Below are 18,859 nucleotides of genomic sequence, written 5' to 3' on the forward strand. Positions count from 1 at the left end.
TGTTGGGCTGGCCTCAAGCGGCCTGCTTGCCGTCCTGTGACACGCCTTCAAGGGCGAACGCGACGGCTGCATCAGCGTGGATCGCAGTCGAATCGAAGCCGGGCAGAGGCAGGTTTTTCGGATCGAGAATCAGGCAGATCTCGGTGCAACCCAGGATGATGGCATCCGCACCGTCGTTTTTCGCCCGCTCGATGACGGCCATCAGTGCCTGCCGTGAGCTGTCAAGGATGATACCGGCGCAGAGCTCATTGAAGATGATATCGTGGACGAGAGTGCGATCCTCGGCATTCGGTACCATGACATCGACGCCATCGGCAGCCATGCGGTTGGTATAGAAGCCATGCTCCATCGTGTAGCGGGTGGCGAGCAGCAGCGGCCGCTTGATGCCGGCGGCCTTCATCGAGGCGGCTGTCTCGTCAATGATGTTGATCAGCGGCACGGCAATCGACGCCTGAACCTGGTCGGCGATCAGGTGCATCGTGTTGGTGCAGATCAGAACGCAGCCGGCGCCTGCGGCTTCGAGCCCTTGTGCGACCTCGGACAGGCGCTTGGCGGCGTCGTCCCAGCGGCCAGCCTTCTGCAGATCGACGATGGTCTGGAAATCGACGGAATGCAGCATGACCTCGGCCGAATGCAGGCCGCCCAGCCGCTCGCGCACGGCCTCGTTGATCATCCGGTAATAGACTGCCGAGCTTTCGAAGCTCATTCCACCGATGAGGCCGATCTTGCGCATGATGCTGTTCCTGTTCCGCTCGTGTTTTTTGATACAGTGATTGTCGCCGAGGTGATGCGGAAAGAGTTCGCTTTGTTGGGTGACATTGCGGCCATTTGCGCGTATTTTTTGCACGATTTTAATTTTAGGCGCAAATATTTCTTGAATGCGTTGAGGTATCGGGGAGAACAGGGCGTGCTGGACGAAAGGGACCGGAAGATTCTATCGTTGTTGCAGGAGGATGCCAGCCTGTCGGTTGGCGATCTCGCCGACAAGGTCAGTCTGTCGATATCCGCCTGTTCGCGCCGTATCCAGCGGCTGGAGGAGACCGGCTATGTCGCCCGCCGGATCGCGGTTCTCGACCGCGACAAAATGGGTGTGCCGACCACGGTCTTTGCGTTGATCAAGACGGCGCACCATGCCGACGACTGGATCGACACCTTTCGCAAGGTGATTGCCGATATTCCCGAGATCGTCGAGGCGCACCGGCTGACCGGCAATTACGACTATATCCTCAAGGTCGTCCTGCCGCGTGTCGAGCATTATGACGTCATCTACAAGCAGATCGTCCGCAAGGTCGAACTGTTCGATGTCTCGGCCTCGATCTCGATGGAAATCCTGAAGAGCGGCATGTCGGTGCCGGTGGAGTATGCGCGGTAGGCGGCATTATGGATGCCGTGTGGGCCTGTGCACGGGTGCCATGCCGAAAGCGCAGTTGTGTATCGGTGCGAGAGCGTAGACGTTGTACTCAAAACAGGAGATACGATCATGCCGCAGGAGAACCTTCACCATGTCGTCGTTGTCGGTGGCGGGTTTGGTGGCCTGCAGCTGGCCAAGGATCTCAAGGGCGCGCCCGTCAAGATCACCCTGATTGACCGGCGCAATCATCACCTCTTCCAGCCATTGCTCTATCAGGTCGCAACGACACTTCTGGCGACATCGGAAATTGCCTGGCCGATCCGGCGGATGTTTCGTGACCGGCCGGAGGTCACCACGCTTTTGGCGGAGGTGGACAGTGTTGATCCTTCGGCGAAGACGCTGACACTGACAGGTGGCGAGACGATCGGCTACGATACGCTGGTGCTGGCGACCGGGGCGACGCATGCCTATTTCGGCCGCGATGAATGGGAGCCTGTTGCGCCGGGGCTGAAGACGCTCGAGGATGCCACCACCATTCGCCGCCGTCTGTTGCTCGCTTTCGAGCAGGCCGAGATGGAGACCGACCCCGAGGCGCGCGACGCGCTTTTGACGTTCACCATCGTTGGTGCGGGGCCGACCGGCGTCGAGCTCGCGGGAATCATCGCCGAGCTGGCGCATGTCACCTTGCCGCAAGAATTCCGCAATATCGATACGCGCAAGACCCGGGTCATCCTCGTCGAGGCGGGGCCACGGGTGCTTGCGAGCTTTGCCGAGGAACTGTCTGCCTATGCGCAGAATGCGCTCGAAAAGCTCGGTGTCGAGGTTCACATCGGCGAGCGGGTGACCGAATGCTCAGCGCGAGGGGTGATGATCGGCGAGCGCTTCATCGGCAGCCGGACGATCGTCTGGGCGGCCGGTGTTCAGGCCTCACCTGCCGCCGCATGGCTTGGCGTTGCGGCTGACAGGGCAGGCCGCGTCATCGTTGAAAAGGACTTGAGTGCGCCGGGGCTGGCAAATGTGTTCGTTGTTGGCGATACCGCGTCTGTGATCCAGGAGGACGGCAAGCCGGTGCCGGGGATTGCACCGGCCGCCAAGCAGCAGGGTGCCTATGTGGCCAAGGTCATCAAGGCGCGGCTGGCGGACAAGCCGGCGCTGCCCACCTTCCGCTATCGTCATCAGGGCAGTCTTGCGACCATCGGCCGGCGGTCGGCAATCATCGATTTCGGCAGGTTCAAGCTGAAAGGCGCCTTGGCGTGGTGGATCTGGGGTATCGCTCATATCTACTTCCTGATCGGTACGCGCAGCCGGTTTGTCGTCGCCTGGAGCTGGCTTTGGATCTATCTCAGCGGCCAGCATACGGCGCGGTTGATCACCCAGAAAGAAACCCTGCAGACCACGCCATCGGACGGCGGTGAGGGCAGATAACCACACCGCGTATGGCTTACACTCCGGCCACCCGGCGCGGGATCGACCGCCCACCCGGATGGCCGAAGGCATTGTTCGATTACGGAATGATCCGCTGTGCGCGCATCTCGCGAAACACCGACAGGAACATCTCGGCGGTCTGCACATAATCATGGAACCCGAGCCTGCGTGCCTTGGTGCCATCGGCGAAGAAATCATAGTTCCAGCCGAACACCGCATCGCCAAAACCCCAGGAGGAGACCACATCATAGGGGTGGTCGGCGAGCCCGTATTTTTCCTTCATTGTCGACCAAAGTACCGCCTTGTCGGCCATCACCACGTTGAGCGACATCGGTAACGGTGCAGCCGTCTCCATCTCGAAGAAGCGGGCGATCTTCGGCCACATCTCGTTCCAGCGGAACAGGTCGCCATTGGTGATGTTGAAGGCCTGGTTGGCACAGTTCGGATTGGTGGCCGCCCAGACGGTTGCCCTTGCCAGAAGGCCTGCGTCGGTCATTTCCAGCAATGTATCGAAAGCGCCGGGTTTGCCGGGGAAGCGCAAGGGGATCCCGAGTTCCTTCGACATCGAGGCATAGAGGCCGATCACCATGGCCAAATTCATCGGGTTGCCAGTGGCGACGCCGATAACGACAGAGGGACGCAGTGCCGACCAGGTCCAGGATTTGCCCTGCTGCTGACGCTGAAGAAACGCCTGCTGGTCCATGTTGAATTCCGGCGGCATGTGATTGTCTTCGTCTTCGCGGGCTGGCGTCTTGAAGGGACCGAGATGGGCGCCATAAACTTTGTAGCCCTGCATCAGGCTGACATGGGCAAGGTTCGGCGCTACGCGTTCGATGGCGGTGACGACGTTGACCAGCATGGCGAGATTGGGTTCGACCAGTTCGGCCCAGGTCGGACGGTCCTGATAGGCGGCATAGAAAATGTGAGTCACGTCCGTGAGATCGGCGAGTTTGTTGAAGCAATCTGCCGGGTCGAGCAGATCGACGGATATGTGTCTGATCTTGTCCGTCGAGGTGCCGCCGCGGCGGGAGAGACCGATGAGCGACCAGTCATCCAGTGTTTCGAGATAACGGGCGAGGTTGCCGCCGATGACGCCCTGTGCGCCGACGATGAGGGCGGTTTTGCGCTGGTTCATGACAGTCTCCTGATGTGTCGATGTATGAGATATGGACGCGCAGCGATTTGAGAACTAGACAACGATGAGGCACAGGATTTGTGAGGTGGAGGCACAATGGCGCGGCTGGATATCAATCGCTCCGGCGAGATGGAGGTGTTCGTACGGGTGGTCGATCTCGGCGGCTTTTCGGCTGCAGCCCGTGACTTTGCCATGACGCCCTCGGCGGTGAGCAAACTGGTGACCCGATTGGAAAGCCGGTTGAATGTGCGGCTCGTCAACCGCTCGACGCGTAAGCTGCAGCTGACGCCGGAAGGCTGCCGCTACTACGAACACGGTGTTCAGGTGCTGGCCAATCTGGATGAAGCAGAACGGGCCGCTGCTGCTGACGATAGCCCGACCGGGCGTATCCGCGTGAGCGCCAATGTGCCTTTCGGCCGCCACATGCTCTTGCCGGTCCTGCCGGACTTTTTAGCGCGATTTCCGGAGGTCTCGCTCGACCTGTCGCTGACCGATCATGTTATCGACCTGTTGGAAGACCGCACCGATGTCGCCGTGCGGGCTGGACCACTCAAGAGTTCGACGTTGATGGCTCGAAAATTGGGTTCAGTAAAACTGCATATCGTCGCTGCACCGGGCTATATCGAGCGCAAGGGCCTGCCAAAACATCCGGATGATCTGGCCGCGCACAATCTGCTCGGACCGAACTATGTCCGTGCCGGCGGCGGCTGGCCGTTTTCCGTTGATGGAGTTGAGACGACGATTAAGCCGACCGGGAATATTCAGGCAAGCGACGGTGAAGCACTGCGGGAACTGGCACTGGCGGGCGCCGGGCTGGCGCGGCTTGCCGAGTTTCAGGTGGCTCAGGATTTTGCCCGTGGCGCGCTGGTGCCGGTGCTGGAGGATTTTACGGCATCAGACAGTGAAGACGTGCACGCAATCTTTCTCGGCCAGGGCGGCCATATGCCAGCGCGGGTGCGGGTGTTTCTCGATTTCCTCGCCGAGCGCTGCCGCGTTGGCTAAGCGTTATTGCGGCGGCGAGAGTTTGCCGTCGCTTTCGCATTTGGCAAGCGCCAGCTGCCGGAACGACCGGATCCCGGTGATCGAGCCCTCGGCTTCGTCGGTTTCAACCGACAGGCAGGCGCAGGCGTAACCGTAATTGCCATTGGTCTTGACGTAGTCCCGCTCGGAGATATCCGGGATCAGCTCCATGCCAGGAGGACCTTCTCCGCCGCCTTGAGTCATGATCGTCCAGCTGCCATCGGCATCATCCAGCCACCAGTTGGCGGGTGTCGGGTTTTGTAGCCAGCCGCAGCGGGTTTCGGCTGCACGCAGCGGCGAGGCGGCAGCAAGACCGATCAATAATGTTGCGATGGCGCGCTTCATGGACAAGTCCTTTGCCGGGCAGGCGACGGAAGTTCAGGGTTTCAGGCGCTTGCAATCGAACGTGTCGCCGCTTGCCATCGACAGCCATTGCATCGACGTTTTCGTGACGCTGGAAAGGCCGATCTGATAGCCCTTGTCGAAGGAGAGGATGTAGTTGCCGTCTTCCTTTTCGACCTTGCGGATGGGCATCGGTCCCTCACCGGAATCATAGGTGTCCTTGGTGAAACTGAACGTGGCGACGCCACAATCCCATCGGCCGGTATACGGAGCTTCGCCGGCGGCAAAGCCGGGCACTGCCGTTACAAGGGTAATCGCGGCTATGGCTACGATGACGTCAAGGCGCATGGCTTCTTCCTCGCCGGTTAATTGTTGATGCTGATCACGGCCCAGTGGGACGAGCTGCAATCGCCGTTGTCGCAGACATTGCTCATCCAGACCGCACCATTCGCCAGCATCACGCCGTCGCTGTTGACGAAGAGCTGGCCGAAGGTCTGGCCGGCAACGGCGTCCCGGGTGTCCTGCGTCACCAGCGTATCGAAATTCTCGATGAAATCGTCGGCGCTTTGGATCTCGTAACTCTCGCCATTGGCGGCGACCCGCAGGGGATATTCCGCAAGCCCGGCGATCGTTGCGGCATCACTGTTGCCCATCGCTTCCACCAGGCTGAGGAGCGGCTCGCTGAGGTCTCCGGCATTGCCATGCAAGGATTCGATCCGGTTGTAGACTTCCTCATCGGATTGAGCGGCAGCGGCAATGGGGAAGAAAGCAAGAGAGGCTGAAAGGAGCAGAGCGACTGTACGCAGGCGGGGCATGAAAACTCCGGGATATGGGGTGTCTGAAGCCACACACTAGCTGACCACATCTTGAAACGGAACGGGATCGGATTGCGTGGCGGTGTCCATTTTTGGTGTTGGTGGCGGTTATTCTCTTTACGTTTGGCGGCGCGTAGATATTCGCGATGACGAAGCTTCGTTTTTACCCATCGACTGCTTGCCAAATTCCTTCGCCAACAGGCTTGACCGGTTGCCGGCTTTACGGCATAAGCGGCGAACCGTACCGTACGGTACTGTGAATGGAGATAATTTCTTGCAGCTTGCCGCCCACCCACATCAGCCGGACTATTCGCCGCGCCAGAACGACGTTCTGGATAGCGCGCTGCGTCTGCTGGTCGATGGTGGCGAAAAGGCGCTGACGACGGCAAGCGTGGCGCGCGCCGCCAACTGCTCGAAGGAAAGCCTGTACAAATGGTTCGGTGATCGCGACGGCCTGCTGTCGGCGATGATCGGCTTTCAGGCCAGCAAGGTGCGGACGTTCGACGATACCGCCGAAACACTGACGGCTGCTACGCTGCAAGAGCACCTGGTGCTGTTTGCGCGCGACCTGCTTGAGGTTCTGGCCGGTGACGTTTCGCTGGCGCTCAACCGGCTTGCGATCGGACAGGCGAGCCGCGACGGCTCCAAGCTCGGCTCGATGCTGCAGGAGCGCGGCCGTCGTCAGATCGGCAAACGGGCGGGAGTGTTGCTTGAAGCGGGGCGCGATGCCGGGCTTCTGGTGTTCGGCGACCGTGATGACGCCTATGATACGCTGTATGGCCTGATCGTTTCCGATCTGCATCTGCGTATGCTGCTCGGCGAGGACAGTGGGCGCATGGTCAAGGATTTCGGCCGTAGGGCGGAAAAGGCTGTTTCGGCCTTCCTCCGCCTCTACGGCAGTGAAAAGAGTTCGGCACAGTCCTGAGGGCGGCCGGAAGAGTTTTTAAAGACAAGCAAAGGGAAGGAAATTACAATGCGCGTCTATTACGATCGTGATGCTGATCTCAACCTCATCAAGTCCAAGAACGTCGTTATCGTTGGTTACGGTTCGCAGGGCCGCGCCCATGCGCTGAACCTGAAGGATTCGGGCGCCACCAACGTCGTCATCGCTCTCAAGGCCGGTTCCGCAACCATCAAGAAGGCTGAAGCCGATGGTTTCAAGGTCATGACCGTTGCCGAAGCCGCCAAGTGGGGCGACCTGTTGATGATGGCAACGCCTGACGAACTGCAGGCCGACATCTATCGCGACGAAATCGCAGGCAACATCCGTGATGGCGCTGCTATCGCTTTCGCACACGGCCTTAACGTGCATTTTGGCCTGATCGAGCCGAAGTCGACACTCGACGTCGTCATGATCGCACCGAAGGGCCCGGGCCATACGGTTCGCGGCGAATACCAGAAGGGCGGCGGCGTTCCTTGCCTCGTTGCCGTTGACAAGAACGCATCGGGCAACGCGCTCGATCTCGCTCTCTCCTACGCTTGCGGCGTTGGTGGCGGCCGTTCGGGCATCATCGAAACCAACTTCAAGGAAGAGTGCGAAACCGACCTCTTCGGCGAACAGGTCGTTTTGTGCGGCGGTCTCGTCGAGCTGATCCGCGCTGGTTTCGAAACCCTGGTCGAAGGCGGTTATGCGCCTGAGATGGCCTATTTCGAATGCCTGCACGAAGTGAAGCTGATCGTCGACCTGATCTATGAAGGCGGCATCGCCAACATGAACTACTCGATCTCCAACACGGCAGAATGGGGCGAATACGTCTCGGGTCCGCGCATCATCACGGCTGAAACAAAGGCCGAAATGAAGCGCGTCCTCACCGACATCCAGACCGGCAAGTTCACCTCCGACTGGATGCAGGAGTACCGTTCGGGTGCAGCTCGCTTCAAGGGTATCCGCCGCATGAACGACAACCACCAGATCGAAGAAGTCGGCGCCAAGCTGCGCGGCATGATGCCTTGGATCGCCAAGAACCAGCTGGTCGACAAGGCCAAGAACTAAGTCTTAGCCGATCATCTGAAAGTTGGAGCCGGGGCATGTCCCCGGCTTTTTCATTTTCGCGCAATTCTCACCCGTCATGAGGGCGGTGGAGGCTTCCGGACAAATCTGGGTAACGGCACGTTGACGGGCGCCAGAGAATTGGTGCATCGTAGTGTCTCTAAGCGTGCGCTAAATAACTATCAGCACCATCACTCGCCTTCGCATCTATTCTGCAGTCGTATGTCATTCGGGATGATCTATTCGGAGGATATCGTGAGCATAACCGTGCGTGTCCCTCTGCTGGCGTTTGCCGCAGTTCTTGCGGCTTTGCCAGCTGTGGCGGCAGATCTTGTGATCGCCATGCCGAACTGGCCTTCCGGCCAAGCGGCGGCGAACATTCTGAAAGTCGGCATTGCCAAGAAATTCGGGCTGGATGCCGAGGTCAAGACGCTCGGTACGATGAGCGCCTTCGTTGGGCTCGATAGCGGTGATGTCGATATCCAGCCGGAAGTCTGGCAGCCGAACTTCAACGATCTGGTCAAGAAATATGTGACGGACAAGGGCGCCGTGACGCTTTCGTCCCGCGCCGTTCCCGCTTGGCAGGGGCTTTGCGCGACGCCGGAGGCAGCGGCAACCATCAAGACGATTGCTGACCTTAGCGATCCCGAAAAGACCAAGATACTCGATACGGATGGCGACGGACGCGGCGAACTGTGGATCGGCGCCCAGGAATGGCTGTCCACGGGGATCGAGCGGGTGAGGGCGAACAGTTATGGTTATGCCAACAATCTGACGCTGGTCGAGGCTGAGGAGGAAGTCGCGATGGCCGCAGTCGATGCCGCCGTTGCCACCGGCCAGCCGATGGTCTTCTACTGCTATGCGCCGCATCATGTGTTTGAGCTTCATCAACTTGTGCGCATCGAGGAACCTGCGCACGACCCGGCGAAATGGAAAATCGTTTCGGCGCAGGACCCGCTCTGGGTCACCAAATCGAGTGCGACCACCGCTTGGGATGCCGCCGAATTCCGCATCGCCTACGCGACTGCTTTTGGCAAGAAGCACCCCGACGTCGCGAGTTTTCTTCAGCATGTGGACTTTTCGCCGGAGGAAGTGACGAAGATGAGCTACGCGCTCGAAGTCGAACGTCAGGTTCCCCTCGAGTTTGCGACCAAATGGGTCGAGAGCAATTCCGCACGCGTCGATGGGTGGGCCAAACAATGACAGGAACCCCTGGAGTTTTCCGCGCATTCTTTTCAAGGAACCGCAAGGTCGGCACCGTGCTTTTGGCGGCGGGATTGTGCCTCGGGCCGCTGGTTGCTCTCGCGCAGACGCAGATCTACGATGCGAACACGCGCAAATGGGTCGATTTCGACAAGAAGACCGCCCGCAAATATTATTCGCGCAACAAGCAGCCGCCGGAGGCCTTTCGCCGGCAAATGGTGACGTTCCGCACGGCAGAGCCACCCGGCACGATCATTATCGATGGCAACCAGCACTTTCTTTACCTGACCCAGCCGGGCGGACAGGCGATCCGTTACGGCATCGGCGTCGGCCGCGAAGGGTTCGGATGGGCAGGCATCGTGCGGGTCGGGCGCACGGCGGAATGGCCAACCTGGACGCCTCCGGCTGAAATGGTAGCGCGGGATGCGAATGCGGCCAAATGGGCAGGCGGCATGCCTGGCGGACCTGACAATCCGCTCGGTCCGCGGGCGCTGTATCTCTACGAAGGCGATCAGGACACGATCTACCGCATCCACGGCACCGTCGAGCCCTGGACGATCGGTCTCGATGTCTCGTCCGGTTGCATCCGCATGAACAACGAGGACGTTATCGATTTGCATTCGCGGGTCGCGATCGGCGCCAAGGTGATCGTGCTGATGCAAGGGGCCGCACTCTACAAGGGCGTTTGAACGCCGTACGGCTTGAAAAATGGATTGGGGAAGGCATGAACCCGTGAAGCTATTCGCACGGGAAACGGCAACAGGGGAGGACGTGGATTTGCCGGCGATATCGATGAAGATGGGTTTTGCGCGCACTATGATACTGGTCTCGGTGCCTGTGGCATTGCTGGGCGGCTGCCAATCAGCGCCTCCACCGCAGGATATGGCACGCACCAGCCTGCAGACGGCACCGGCCGATCTCCAGCTGATCTGCGCCAACGCGGCCGCGACCAACGCAGGCACAGACGCGAGCAAGGTTCTCCCCATCAGTTCACGCCAGGTCGATGCGACGACCTTTGCCGTCGACCTCGATGCCGGCGGGCGTAAGTTCAGCTGTGTCGTTGACAATGCCGGGACCGTACGCTCCATCGGCCCGCTGACGACACCGCCAGCAGCTCAATGATCTGACCATAGGCGAGGGGTGGTTGCACTCGGATCGGTGTGATTCCGTGGAGGTCGCCATACAAAACCGGCTGTTGCCGGTGTTGCGTTAGTTTTGTTTCAAAGCAAAATTAGAATTTTGCACTTGCGTAATACTCCGGACTCTAAGCATAGATGTGGTGAAATCTGGCTGTTCTCAGCGAATTCATCTATAGAATTTGGAATATTCCGGTTTTTGCGGTATTCTGTCCGTCAGGAGGATACTGCAATGACAACATTCTTCTATCACTTCGCTTTGTTCGACGTCTTGATCCTGGGAGCAATCGTGCTTCTGGTGGGCTTGAGTATGTTTGGGCATCACGAAGCATAGTTTCGGACATGAACCTTGGAAGGTGACGACGAAGCGGCCGGCGTTTTGCCTTGGTCGCATTCCCACCGTGCGCCGGAAACGCTGGCGAGCGTAATGCGCCATTGTCGGTTTCCAACGCTTTCGTCGCATGGCTGGTCAGGACCTCATGCGCTTCCTCGTGTTCCGTTGCAATGAGGTGTGGGCGGAGCAATCTTTGACCGCCTTCAGTCGTCGCACGCTGTCGAACGGCCGCAGAAAATGCCGTTCCGCATCAAAGCATAGGTCAGTATTGTTGACTTAATAAGCGCGGCATGATGTGCTCCGGAAAAAGCATAATCTGAGGAAACGTCCATGCTTGATTGGGAAAATATCTTCGCGACGCGGTCTTCGCGAATGCGCGCTTCGGAAATCCGCGAACTGCTGAAACTACTGGACCGGCCGGACATCATCTCCTTTGCGGGCGGTATTCCGGATCCGGCGCTGTTTCCGGATCAGGAATTCAAGGCCGCCTATGCCGATATCTTCGGTGGTCCGACGGTCAGTGCAGCACTGCAATATTCGGTCAGCGAAGGCTACCTGCCGCTGCGCCAATGGCTCGCGAAACGCATGGAAGCCATCGGCATCCCCTGTGAGCCGGAAAACATCCTGATCACCTCGGGTTCGCAGCAGGCCCTCGACTATCTCGGCAAGCTGTTCCTTTCGCCGAACGATACGGCGCTGGTGACCTGGCCGACTTATCTTGGCGCACTACAGGCCTTCAATGCCTATGAGCCCGCCTATGATCAGTTGTCGCCTGCCGGCAACCGCACGCCGCAGACCTATCGCGATGTGGCGGCAGAAGCCGGCGGCCGGGTGAAGTTCGCCTATATGTCGGCCGAATTTGCCAACCCGACTGGCGAAACGCTCGATCTTGCTGCGCGTGAAAAGGTTCTCGACCTTGCCGAGGAACTTGATATCGCTGTCATCGAGGACGCTGCCTATCAGTCGCTGCGCTACGACGGCGAAGCCGTTCCGCCGATGCTGGCGCTGGAAATTGCCCGCAAGGGGTCGATCAACGACACCCGCACGATCTATTGCGGCAGCTTCTCCAAGACGCTGGCGCCCGGCCTCCGTGTCGGTTTCGTGGTTGCGGCGATGCCGATCATCCGCAAACTGGTGCTGATGAAGCAGGCGGCCGACCTGCATTCTTCGACCATCAACCAGATGGCGATCTGCCATGTTGCCGAGCGCGGTTTTGACGCGCAGGTGAACAAGATCCGCGCTGTCTACAGCAAGCGCCGCGATGCCATGCTGGCAGCGCTCGGGAAATACATGCCGAAGGGCGTCAGCTGGACGGTTCCGGAAGGTGGCATGTTCGTCTGGCTGACACTGCCTGCGGGCATGGACGGAGCCGATCTCCTGGCGAAATCGCTGGTGTCGGCAAAGGTCGCCTTCGTGCCGGGCAAGGCGTTCTTCGCCGATGGTTCCGGCGCCAATACGCTGCGTGTCAGCTTTTCCTGCGCGGACGAGGCGATGATCGAAGAGGGCATCTCCCGCCTCGGCCACCTGATCGGCGAAGAGGCGGCAGCGATTGCCGCCTAACTAACCTTCATCTACGAGGCAGGCGAGAGTCGCCTCGTAGATCACATCGGGCAACACCTCAAACGTATAGGGCATATGGACGCGTTCCCATTTCTGATGGTAGTCGCGCCCCCATGGGCCGATATTGACCACCGGATAGGACAGAAGTGCGTCCGATGCCTTGTCGACGAAAGCCGAGCAGGGGGTGTTGCCGGACAGAAGCTGTGTTTGTCCAACAGCCGGACGGTGTCCGAAAAAGCTCATATCCGAAATGCCGGCAAAGAATTGTTTTGCCTTGATGCTTGTCCCATGGCGTTTCGCGCATGTTTCGGCAGCGGACATCATATTCCGTTCAAACGCTTTTCCATTGTCGCCAGCGCTGTCCAGATGGACGCGCGGGTAGTGCAGCGTCGAGAAGCCGACGATGACCAGCGGACCTTCGAGTCCGGCCTCGGCAAGCGTTGCCGCGACGACCTGGCGGGTGGTGGATAGCGGATCTTCGCCCGTGGACAAGGATTGCTCAAGTGTCTTCAGCCGGTCAGCTGCGGCCTGTCCGCCGTGGGAGATGGCAAGTTCGTGCAGTTCGGCGTAGGTGAGGACCTGTCCGTCATAAGCTTCTGCCCGGCCTGAGCCCTGACGCTCGAAGAAGGCTTTTGCATTCCGCGTCTGCGCATCGAGCGCCGTGCGCAAGGCCGTCGCGGCGAGCGCGCGAAACTCGGTGAGAACGTCTTCCGGCGTGCGCCGGTGCGTCAACCAGTTGAACGACAGCCAGACATGGGCTGGTGTCGTCACTTCATAGCCATGACGCACATCCTTGGCTTCAAGGCAGACCGGTGCCGGTGAAATCTCGCCATGGGCCTCGTCGCAAAGGGCGCTGTTCATTTCCATGGCGCGCATGATCTCGGCGCCGATCAGGTGGGCGCTGACGCCATCGAAGGCATATCCGGCATGGGTGGGCCGCCCAGCGACGAAGGCGAACGGCGAAAACTTGCCGACCGAGCCGAGATAGACGGCGCGGCCTTCCTCGCCATCGCCATCATCACCGCTGGCATCCAGGTTGATGCCGCCGATAATGTCGAGATCGAATTTTTCGGCAATGGCGGGCAGTGCGTCACGCAGGGCGCGCATGCCGCGCGAGCGGTTCTCTTCGTCCGGCGTGGCGACGAACAGCAGATTGCCGGGCGGCTCGTCCAGTTCGGCAAAACGCTCAAGGGCGGCGATCCCTGCAGCAAGGCCGCTCTTCATGTCGAGCAGGCCACGGCCAGCAAGGAAATTACCGGTCATGAGATCGGTCAGCGCCTTGTCTTCGGCTGGATTGCGGGTTTTGGCCGTGAGCTCGTCGATCAATGCCTTGGTCAGGGTTTCCGGTTCGCAGGCCAACGATACCAGCGAGCCGTAATTGGCGATCGAAACAGTATCGAAATGTCCTGCCAGGACCAGGCATCGCCGGCCTTTGCCGCGCACCAGCGCCAAAACATTTTGCCGAGTGGGGGAGCCATGGGTATCGAGCGCCAGCAGGTTTTCCGGGTGCTTGCTGAAATGGGGCGTGCCGCCAAGAAGCTCCATCAACCGGCCGGAGAAAGCGGCTTCGTCGTCGCTTTCCGTGACACTCGGCCACCGGGTCATTTCGAGCGAGAGTTCGCCGGTGCGCGACAGGCTGTTACGGAAGGAGGAGCGGTCGGCAGACGGCATTTCTGGCAATCCTCTAACGATTCGAACGAACCCCTTTGATGAGGCTGTCGAACTCTAGCGGGCCGCCTGATAAAGCGAAATGGCAATAATATGGAAATTTGCTTGATGTTTTGAGCAAAATGATAGGCTATGGCAGCATATTGATAAAAGGAAAGTCGATGGACAGCACCGACCGCCGTCTGCTCGCGATTCTCCGGACAGATGGCCGTGCCTCCGTCTCGAAGCTCGCGGAACTTCTAAAGATATCGCGGGGCACCGTTCAGAACCGGATTGACCGGCTAACCACCGACGGCGTCATCGCCGGCTTCACGGTGCGGATCGCCGCAGCGGAAGATCCGCATGCCGTGCGCGCCGTCATGCTGATCGAGATCACCGGTCAGAAAACCGTCTCCATTGTTAAGACATTGCGCGGCATTCCGGAAATTCGTGCCCTGCACACGACCAATGGAGCCTGGGATCTCGTGGCAGAAATCCAGACGGAAAACCTCGCTGAATTCGACCGCGTCCTGCGCCATGTTCGGGCGCTGGACGGTGTGTCGAAATCGGAAACGAGCCTTCTGCTGACGACGATCTGAAGGGGACTTCCTGCGTCAGGTGTGTGGTCCGAGCAGCGACAGGTCCGCTTCGCTCAATCGGTCCTTGGCGGTCCGAACCTGGTGCCAGTAGGGGTAGAGCACTGGCGGCAGGCTGACGGAGTCGAGGCGTTCACGTTCTTCGTCGGTCAGGGCCAGATCGGCACTGGCCAGATTATCCTTGAATTGCGCCTTGGTGCGGCCGCCGATGATTATGGAGGTGACGCCCTTGCGGCCGATCAGCCAGGCGAGCGCGATTTGCGCGGCAGAGACGTTGCGGCTTTCGGCGATATCGACGAGGGTATCGACGATATCCCAGAGCCGGTCCTCGTCGCGGATCGGCGGTTCGTCCCAGCCGGCCAGCTGGCGCGAGCCTTCCGCCGTCTTGTCGCGCCGATGTTTGCCGGAGAGAAGCCCACCGGCAAGCGGGCTCCAGACGAGCACGCCGAGCCCTTGATCGATCGAGATCGGCAGCAACTCATATTCCGCGTCGCGCGATTCGAGCGTGTAGTGAATCTGCTGGCTGACGAAGCGCTGGCGATACTCGGTAGCGCTGACGCCGAGCGCCTTCATGATATGCCAGCCGGAGAAATTCGAGCAGCCGATATAACGGACCTTGCCCTGGCGCACGAGCATGTCGAGCGCTTCCATCGTCTCTTCCAGCGGCGTCTGTCCGTCCCATTCGTGCAGCTGGTAGAGGTCGATGACATCGGTCTTCAGGCGCTTGAGACTTGCCTCACAGGCGCGCACCAGATGATGGCGCGAGGAACCGGCGTCGTTTGGGCCGTCGCCCATTGGGAAGCGGGCCTTGGTGGCGATGAGCACGCCGTTCTTGCGCTTGTTGCCAATGATGTCGCCGACGATCTCTTCCGACGCGCCGTTCGAGTAGACATCGGCGGTATCGATCAGGTTGACGCCAGCGTCTAGACTCATGTCGATGAGTTTTTTCGCCTCGGCAACACCGAGGTCACCGACGGTCTTGGCCCAGCCCTTGCCGCCAAAAGTCATGGTGCCGATGGTCAGTGTCGAAACCTTGAGGCCAGAGCGGCCAAGAAGACGATATTCCATGATGATGTCCCGATTCGTTTGACGTGCGCAGTGCAAACTAAGCTAGTCGCGGACCATCAAAAGGAAAGAGGCGGCCGAAAATGGCCGTCCTCCGGTTCTGCCGCCCTCGTTCAGTCTTTCGCCAGCACGATGATGCGGTCGGCTGCACTGTACAGCAGCTTTTCGGATTTCGACGGGTTGACCGTTACGCCGCCGAGCTGGCGCTGGTTGCTATCGCCTTCGCGCTGGCGGCGGTAACCGATTGCGACTTCGCCGCGGCGGAGCGCAGCAAGGCAGAGCGTGTAGAATGTGACGGGTTCACCGATGGCGACATAATCGCTGACCGGCCGCATGTAGATTTCCGAACCGTCCTCATCGAGAAGCTCGTCGAAGATTGCGGCCATGCGCTCGTTCTCAGAGGCTTGTGCCAGCATCAGACTGACCAGCTTGTTGCTGACGACGAAATCGTCGGCGCGGGTGACTTCGGCCAGCTCGCGGTTGCGCACGTCGGTCATCTCGCTGACGACGCTGATATGGCGGCCGGCATGCTCGGCAATCTTGCGTAGCTGCAACAGCGTCACCAGGGTACGAGTGTCGGCCGGCTGCGGCGCCATATGGTCGCTGTAGCCGAGAACCAGCACGTGATCGTAGCTTGGAATGTCCAGCGCATCGAGCTCGGCGCGGTTGCTGGTGTCGATGACGCGGTAATCGACGGACATGTTGCCGTTGACCACCTTGAGGGCCGCGATTTCGTCCTCTAGCTCTGGCGTATCAGCGGCAATCGTCAGCAGCGAACCCGGCGCGACGTAGCGGGACAATTCGAAGGTAATGATCGGGCCGCGACGATTCCAGCCGAGAAGCAGGGTGCGTTCCGGGCCTTGCTCGCGTACCTGCACGGGAAGGATGGCGTCCTTCTCGATGTGAATGTCATTGCCGCCGGATTTGATGGCGGCATCGTCCTCGGCAATGATGATGGCGCGCTCGCCCGGCTTGAAGATGCGGCCCGGCGGCGGGTTAAGGTGAACCTTGCCATCATCGTCGCAAAGGCCAATCAGCGTCGATGTCTCATAGGCCATGACGGATGCGGCAAAACTCTTTCCGGTAAGATCGGGCTGTTCCAGCGTGTAGATTTCGCAGCCGTCAAAATCGAGAAGTTCGGAATAGACGGCGCTCAAGCCCGACTGACGGCTGGAGTGCACGACGATCCGGGAAATCAGGTCGTCGGCCAGAATGAGCTGCAGTTCGTTGCCGCCGACGATGCGGGCAACCTCGGCGTTCTTGCTGTCGCGGATTTCTGCAGCGATCTGATAGGGTTTGGCGCGGCGGTTGGGCGCGTTCACCAGTGCCAGCACGCTCTTGATCACTTGAGAATCCGGATCGTCGCCTTCGGGCGACAATACGATGACGGAGCGGGAGGTTTCCGGATTGACAATGTTCAGGTCATAGAGATCGGTCGGGTCGCCGCTGCGGCAGATGATCTTGGTGTTCTTGAGACTGGCCACCTTGGTGGCAATCTCGTCCTCCATCTCCACCTTGTCCTTGCTCGCCATGATGACGATGCGCGGTTTCTTGCGGCTGCTATTGGCGATGACCAGTTCGGAGATGACGTCGAAGATCGAGGGTGACCAGTTGAGAATGATCGTGTGGTCGTTTTCCAGCACCTTCGAGCGGCCCTTGCGCAATTCTTCGAGCTTGTTTTCGAGGCCTGAACTGAGAACGCCGATGAGAGCCGAGAAGACGAAAATGCCCGCGACCGTGACGAACAGCGACACGCCGCGAAAGCCCCAACCGGTATCGCCACCCATCGTACCGGCATCGAAGGTCCGCATCAGCGATTCCCAAGTGCCTTCGATAAAGCTGACGGGTTCGCCACCTTCCGGTGCGATCTGGGTGATGGCGAGAAAGGCGCCGGCGACCACGATAACAATGAGCGAAATGACGGTCAGCCAGCCGATCAGCGCGATTGCTCCTCCGGCCATGCTCTTGTCGAACTCATAGCGCAGCCGTGCGCCCCATGTCGTACTTTTGCTCATCGATTTTTCCTTGGCCCCGCCATATGCGTTTCGCTCGGATCGCAGATATTACTAATATATTCAACAGGTTTAGGCCGCTGAGTGCGAATGCACCCAGTAATGTTCATCTGCTCATCCGGTATCTATCCACATCACGCTTGTGGCGGGCTGTTTATTCTCCGCCAACGGCCTCGCGGTGTCATATCCCTGTCAATTGCGGGTACTATCCATCGGTCCATCTGTTCACTTGGGATCAAGACCGATGAAGACTTTGCTTGGTGCGTTTACCGCGCTCGTTGCCGCCAGCCTCATTGCCGTTTCGGCACACGCCGAAAATCTGGTGCTGTACACCAGCCAGCCAAATGAAGACGCGCAGGCGACCGTCGATGCTTTCAAGGCCGCCAATCCGGGCGTTGATGTCGAGTGGGTGCGCGATGGCACCACCAAGATCATGGCCAAACTGATGGCTGAGATCGAGGCCGGAAATCCGGTTGCCGACGTGCTTCTGATCGCTGACACCGTGACGCTGCAGCGGATGAAGGAAGCTGGCCAGCTGCTGGCTTACAAGTCGCCGGAAGCGGCCAACTACGACGCAGCTCTCTATGATGCCGATGGCGCCTATTACTCAACCAAGATGATCACCACCGGTATCATCTACAACACCGCGGCATCGATGAAGCCGGCCGGGTGGAAGGATCTGGCCAAGCCGGAAGCCAAGGGCCTGGTGACCATGCCGAGCCCGCTGACCTCGGGCGCTGCCCTGATCCACGCCCAGACGCTGAGCGGAATCGATGGTTTCGGCTGGGACTATTACAAGTCGCTCGCCGAGAACGGTGCCACCGCTTCGGGCGGCAATGGCGGCGTGCTGAAGGCGGTCGCCACCGGCGAGAAGGCCTACGGCATGGTTGTGGATTTCATGGCGATCCGCGAAAAGGCCAAGGGCGCGCCGGTCGATTTCGTCTTCCCGGCTGAAGGCGTCAGCGCCGTGACCGAGCCGGTCGCGATCCTGAAGACAGCCAAGAACGTTGATACGGCCAAGAAGTTCGTCGATTTCCTCCTGTCCGAACAGGGCCAGCAGGTTTCCGTCAAGCTCGGCTATATCCCGGCCCGCAATGGGGTTGCCCTTCCGGAAGGTTTTCCGGCACGCGATAGCATCAAGGTGCTGCCGATCGACGCGGCCGCTGCCGTCAAGAACTCGGAAGGCGACCTGAAGACGTTCTCCGGTATCTTCGGTACCAACTGATCG

General features: G+C 59.7%; 19 protein-coding genes. 11 read left to right on the forward strand and 8 right to left on the reverse strand.

Going from position 1 to position 18,859, the window contains the following annotated elements:
* Positions 1–13: 13 nt before the first annotated feature.
* Positions 14–733: an aspartate/glutamate racemase family protein gene (locus R6X40_RS03720; RefSeq protein WP_318411037.1), complete on the reverse strand. Its 720-nt coding sequence runs from the start codon at positions 731–733 to the stop codon at positions 14–16.
* A gap of 174 nt (positions 734–907) precedes the next feature.
* Between R6X40_RS03720 and R6X40_RS03725 the strand changes: the two genes are divergently transcribed.
* Both R6X40_RS03725 and R6X40_RS03730 read left to right on the forward strand, forming a co-directional pair.
* A complete protein-coding gene (locus R6X40_RS03725; RefSeq protein ID WP_318411039.1) occupies positions 908–1,372 on the forward strand; it encodes an Lrp/AsnC family transcriptional regulator in 465 nt (154 codons plus the stop codon).
* Between the two features lie 108 nt (positions 1,373–1,480).
* Positions 1,481–2,776, forward strand: a complete 1,296-nt coding sequence (locus R6X40_RS03730; RefSeq protein WP_318411041.1) for an NAD(P)/FAD-dependent oxidoreductase — start codon at positions 1,481–1,483, stop codon at positions 2,774–2,776.
* Between the two features lie 79 nt (positions 2,777–2,855).
* Here the strand turns inward: R6X40_RS03730 and R6X40_RS03735 are convergent, their stop codons facing one another.
* On the reverse strand, positions 2,856–3,911 hold the full coding sequence (locus R6X40_RS03735) for an SDR family oxidoreductase (protein ID WP_318411043.1): 1,056 nt from the start codon (positions 3,909–3,911) through the stop codon (positions 2,856–2,858).
* A gap of 96 nt (positions 3,912–4,007) precedes the next feature.
* Here R6X40_RS03735 and R6X40_RS03740 point away from each other — a divergent pair, with 96 nt between their 5' ends.
* Entirely contained in the window at positions 4,008–4,913 is a 906-nt protein-coding gene (locus R6X40_RS03740) for a LysR family transcriptional regulator (RefSeq protein ID WP_318411045.1), read from the forward strand.
* Between the two features lie 3 nt (positions 4,914–4,916).
* Here R6X40_RS03740 and R6X40_RS03745 read toward each other — a convergent pair whose 3' ends face one another.
* Genes R6X40_RS03745 through R6X40_RS03755 form a run of 3 tightly spaced genes read right to left on the reverse strand, consistent with a single transcriptional unit; the run spans position 4,917 to position 6,088 of the window.
* Entirely contained in the window at positions 4,917–5,276 is a 360-nt protein-coding gene (locus tag R6X40_RS03745; RefSeq protein WP_318411046.1) for a DUF4087 domain-containing protein, read from the reverse strand.
* A gap of 33 nt (positions 5,277–5,309) precedes the next feature.
* The gene (locus tag R6X40_RS03750) at positions 5,310–5,621 is read right to left on the reverse strand and encodes a hypothetical protein (protein WP_318411048.1); all 312 of its coding nucleotides are present in this window, start codon (positions 5,619–5,621) and stop codon (positions 5,310–5,312) included.
* A gap of 17 nt (positions 5,622–5,638) precedes the next feature.
* The gene (locus R6X40_RS03755; protein ID WP_318411049.1) at positions 5,639–6,088 is read right to left on the reverse strand and encodes a hypothetical protein; all 450 of its coding nucleotides are present in this window, start codon (positions 6,086–6,088) and stop codon (positions 5,639–5,641) included.
* A gap of 274 nt (positions 6,089–6,362) precedes the next feature.
* Here R6X40_RS03755 and R6X40_RS03760 point away from each other — a divergent pair, with 274 nt between their 5' ends.
* The 6 genes from R6X40_RS03760 to R6X40_RS03785 all read left to right on the forward strand — a co-directional run bounded on the left by R6X40_RS03760 (position 6,363) and on the right by R6X40_RS03785 (position 12,311).
* Entirely contained in the window at positions 6,363–7,013 is a 651-nt protein-coding gene (locus R6X40_RS03760) for a TetR/AcrR family transcriptional regulator (RefSeq protein ID WP_318411051.1), read from the forward strand.
* A gap of 48 nt (positions 7,014–7,061) precedes the next feature.
* Entirely contained in the window at positions 7,062–8,081 is a 1,020-nt protein-coding gene (gene ilvC / locus R6X40_RS03765; protein WP_113316701.1) for a ketol-acid reductoisomerase, read from the forward strand.
* A gap of 252 nt (positions 8,082–8,333) precedes the next feature.
* A complete protein-coding gene (locus R6X40_RS03770) occupies positions 8,334–9,281 on the forward strand; it encodes a glycine betaine ABC transporter substrate-binding protein (RefSeq protein WP_318411053.1) in 948 nt (315 codons plus the stop codon).
* Complete coding sequence (locus tag R6X40_RS03775) at positions 9,278–9,970, forward strand: L,D-transpeptidase (protein WP_318411055.1); 693 nt, start codon at positions 9,278–9,280, stop codon at positions 9,968–9,970. The genes R6X40_RS03770 and R6X40_RS03775 overlap by 4 nt, the downstream gene beginning before the upstream one ends.
* Before the next feature lie 103 nt (positions 9,971–10,073).
* Entirely contained in the window at positions 10,074–10,403 is a 330-nt protein-coding gene (locus R6X40_RS03780) for a hypothetical protein (protein WP_318411056.1), read from the forward strand.
* Between the two features lie 678 nt (positions 10,404–11,081).
* Positions 11,082–12,311: a PLP-dependent aminotransferase family protein gene (locus R6X40_RS03785; protein ID WP_318411058.1), complete on the forward strand. Its 1,230-nt coding sequence runs from the start codon at positions 11,082–11,084 to the stop codon at positions 12,309–12,311.
* Here R6X40_RS03785 and R6X40_RS03790 read toward each other — a convergent pair whose 3' ends face one another.
* The gene (locus R6X40_RS03790; RefSeq protein WP_318411060.1) at positions 12,312–13,982 is read right to left on the reverse strand and encodes a M20/M25/M40 family metallo-hydrolase; all 1,671 of its coding nucleotides are present in this window, start codon (positions 13,980–13,982) and stop codon (positions 12,312–12,314) included.
* A 158-nt stretch (positions 13,983–14,140) separates the two neighbouring features.
* Between R6X40_RS03790 and R6X40_RS03795 the strand changes: the two genes are divergently transcribed.
* A complete protein-coding gene (locus R6X40_RS03795) occupies positions 14,141–14,557 on the forward strand; it encodes an Lrp/AsnC family transcriptional regulator (RefSeq protein WP_318411061.1) in 417 nt (138 codons plus the stop codon).
* 15 nt (positions 14,558–14,572) lie between these two features.
* Here R6X40_RS03795 and R6X40_RS03800 read toward each other — a convergent pair whose 3' ends face one another.
* Both R6X40_RS03800 and R6X40_RS03805 read right to left on the reverse strand, forming a co-directional pair.
* On the reverse strand, positions 14,573–15,622 hold the full coding sequence (locus R6X40_RS03800; protein WP_318411063.1) for an aldo/keto reductase: 1,050 nt from the start codon (positions 15,620–15,622) through the stop codon (positions 14,573–14,575).
* A gap of 110 nt (positions 15,623–15,732) precedes the next feature.
* Positions 15,733–17,634, reverse strand: coding sequence for a CASTOR/POLLUX-related putative ion channel (locus R6X40_RS03805; protein ID WP_318411065.1), 1,902 nt, complete (start codon positions 17,632–17,634; stop codon positions 15,733–15,735).
* A gap of 241 nt (positions 17,635–17,875) precedes the next feature.
* Here R6X40_RS03805 and R6X40_RS03810 point away from each other — a divergent pair, with 241 nt between their 5' ends.
* Positions 17,876–18,856 (forward strand): ABC transporter substrate-binding protein, encoded by a 981-nt coding sequence (locus R6X40_RS03810; RefSeq protein ID WP_318411067.1) that lies wholly within the window; start codon positions 17,876–17,878, stop codon positions 18,854–18,856.
* Positions 18,857–18,859: the final 3 nt, after the last annotated feature.

Origin of the sequence: Rhizobium sp. PL01 (genome assembly GCF_033447125.1) — a bacterium.
Lineage (GTDB): Bacteria > Pseudomonadota > Alphaproteobacteria > Rhizobiales > Rhizobiaceae > Pararhizobium.

Coding starts and splice junctions, on each gene's coding strand:
- R6X40_RS03720 (WP_318411037.1), bottom strand. CDS start 733: ATGCGCAAGATCGGCCTCATCGGTGGAATGAGCTTCGAAAGCTCGGCA.
- R6X40_RS03730 (WP_318411041.1), top strand. CDS start 1,481: ATGCCGCAGGAGAACCTTCACCATGTCGTCGTTGTCGGTGGCGGGTTT.
- R6X40_RS03735 (WP_318411043.1), bottom strand. CDS start 3,911: ATGAACCAGCGCAAAACCGCCCTCATCGTCGGCGCACAGGGCGTCATC.
- R6X40_RS03740 (WP_318411045.1), top strand. CDS start 4,008: ATGGCGCGGCTGGATATCAATCGCTCCGGCGAGATGGAGGTGTTCGTA.
- R6X40_RS03745 (WP_318411046.1), bottom strand. CDS start 5,276: ATGAAGCGCGCCATCGCAACATTATTGATCGGTCTTGCTGCCGCCTCG.
- R6X40_RS03750 (WP_318411048.1), bottom strand. CDS start 5,621: ATGCGCCTTGACGTCATCGTAGCCATAGCCGCGATTACCCTTGTAACG.
- R6X40_RS03755 (WP_318411049.1), bottom strand. CDS start 6,088: ATGCCCCGCCTGCGTACAGTCGCTCTGCTCCTTTCAGCCTCTCTTGCT.
- ilvC (WP_113316701.1), top strand. CDS start 7,062: ATGCGCGTCTATTACGATCGTGATGCTGATCTCAACCTCATCAAGTCC.
- R6X40_RS03775 (WP_318411055.1), top strand. CDS start 9,278: ATGACAGGAACCCCTGGAGTTTTCCGCGCATTCTTTTCAAGGAACCGC.
- R6X40_RS03780 (WP_318411056.1), top strand. CDS start 10,074: ATGAAGATGGGTTTTGCGCGCACTATGATACTGGTCTCGGTGCCTGTG.
- R6X40_RS03785 (WP_318411058.1), top strand. CDS start 11,082: ATGCTTGATTGGGAAAATATCTTCGCGACGCGGTCTTCGCGAATGCGC.
- R6X40_RS03790 (WP_318411060.1), bottom strand. CDS start 13,982: ATGCCGTCTGCCGACCGCTCCTCCTTCCGTAACAGCCTGTCGCGCACC.
- R6X40_RS03795 (WP_318411061.1), top strand. CDS start 14,141: ATGGACAGCACCGACCGCCGTCTGCTCGCGATTCTCCGGACAGATGGC.
- R6X40_RS03800 (WP_318411063.1), bottom strand. CDS start 15,622: ATGGAATATCGTCTTCTTGGCCGCTCTGGCCTCAAGGTTTCGACACTG.
- R6X40_RS03805 (WP_318411065.1), bottom strand. CDS start 17,634: ATGAGCAAAAGTACGACATGGGGCGCACGGCTGCGCTATGAGTTCGAC.
- R6X40_RS03810 (WP_318411067.1), top strand. CDS start 17,876: ATGAAGACTTTGCTTGGTGCGTTTACCGCGCTCGTTGCCGCCAGCCTC.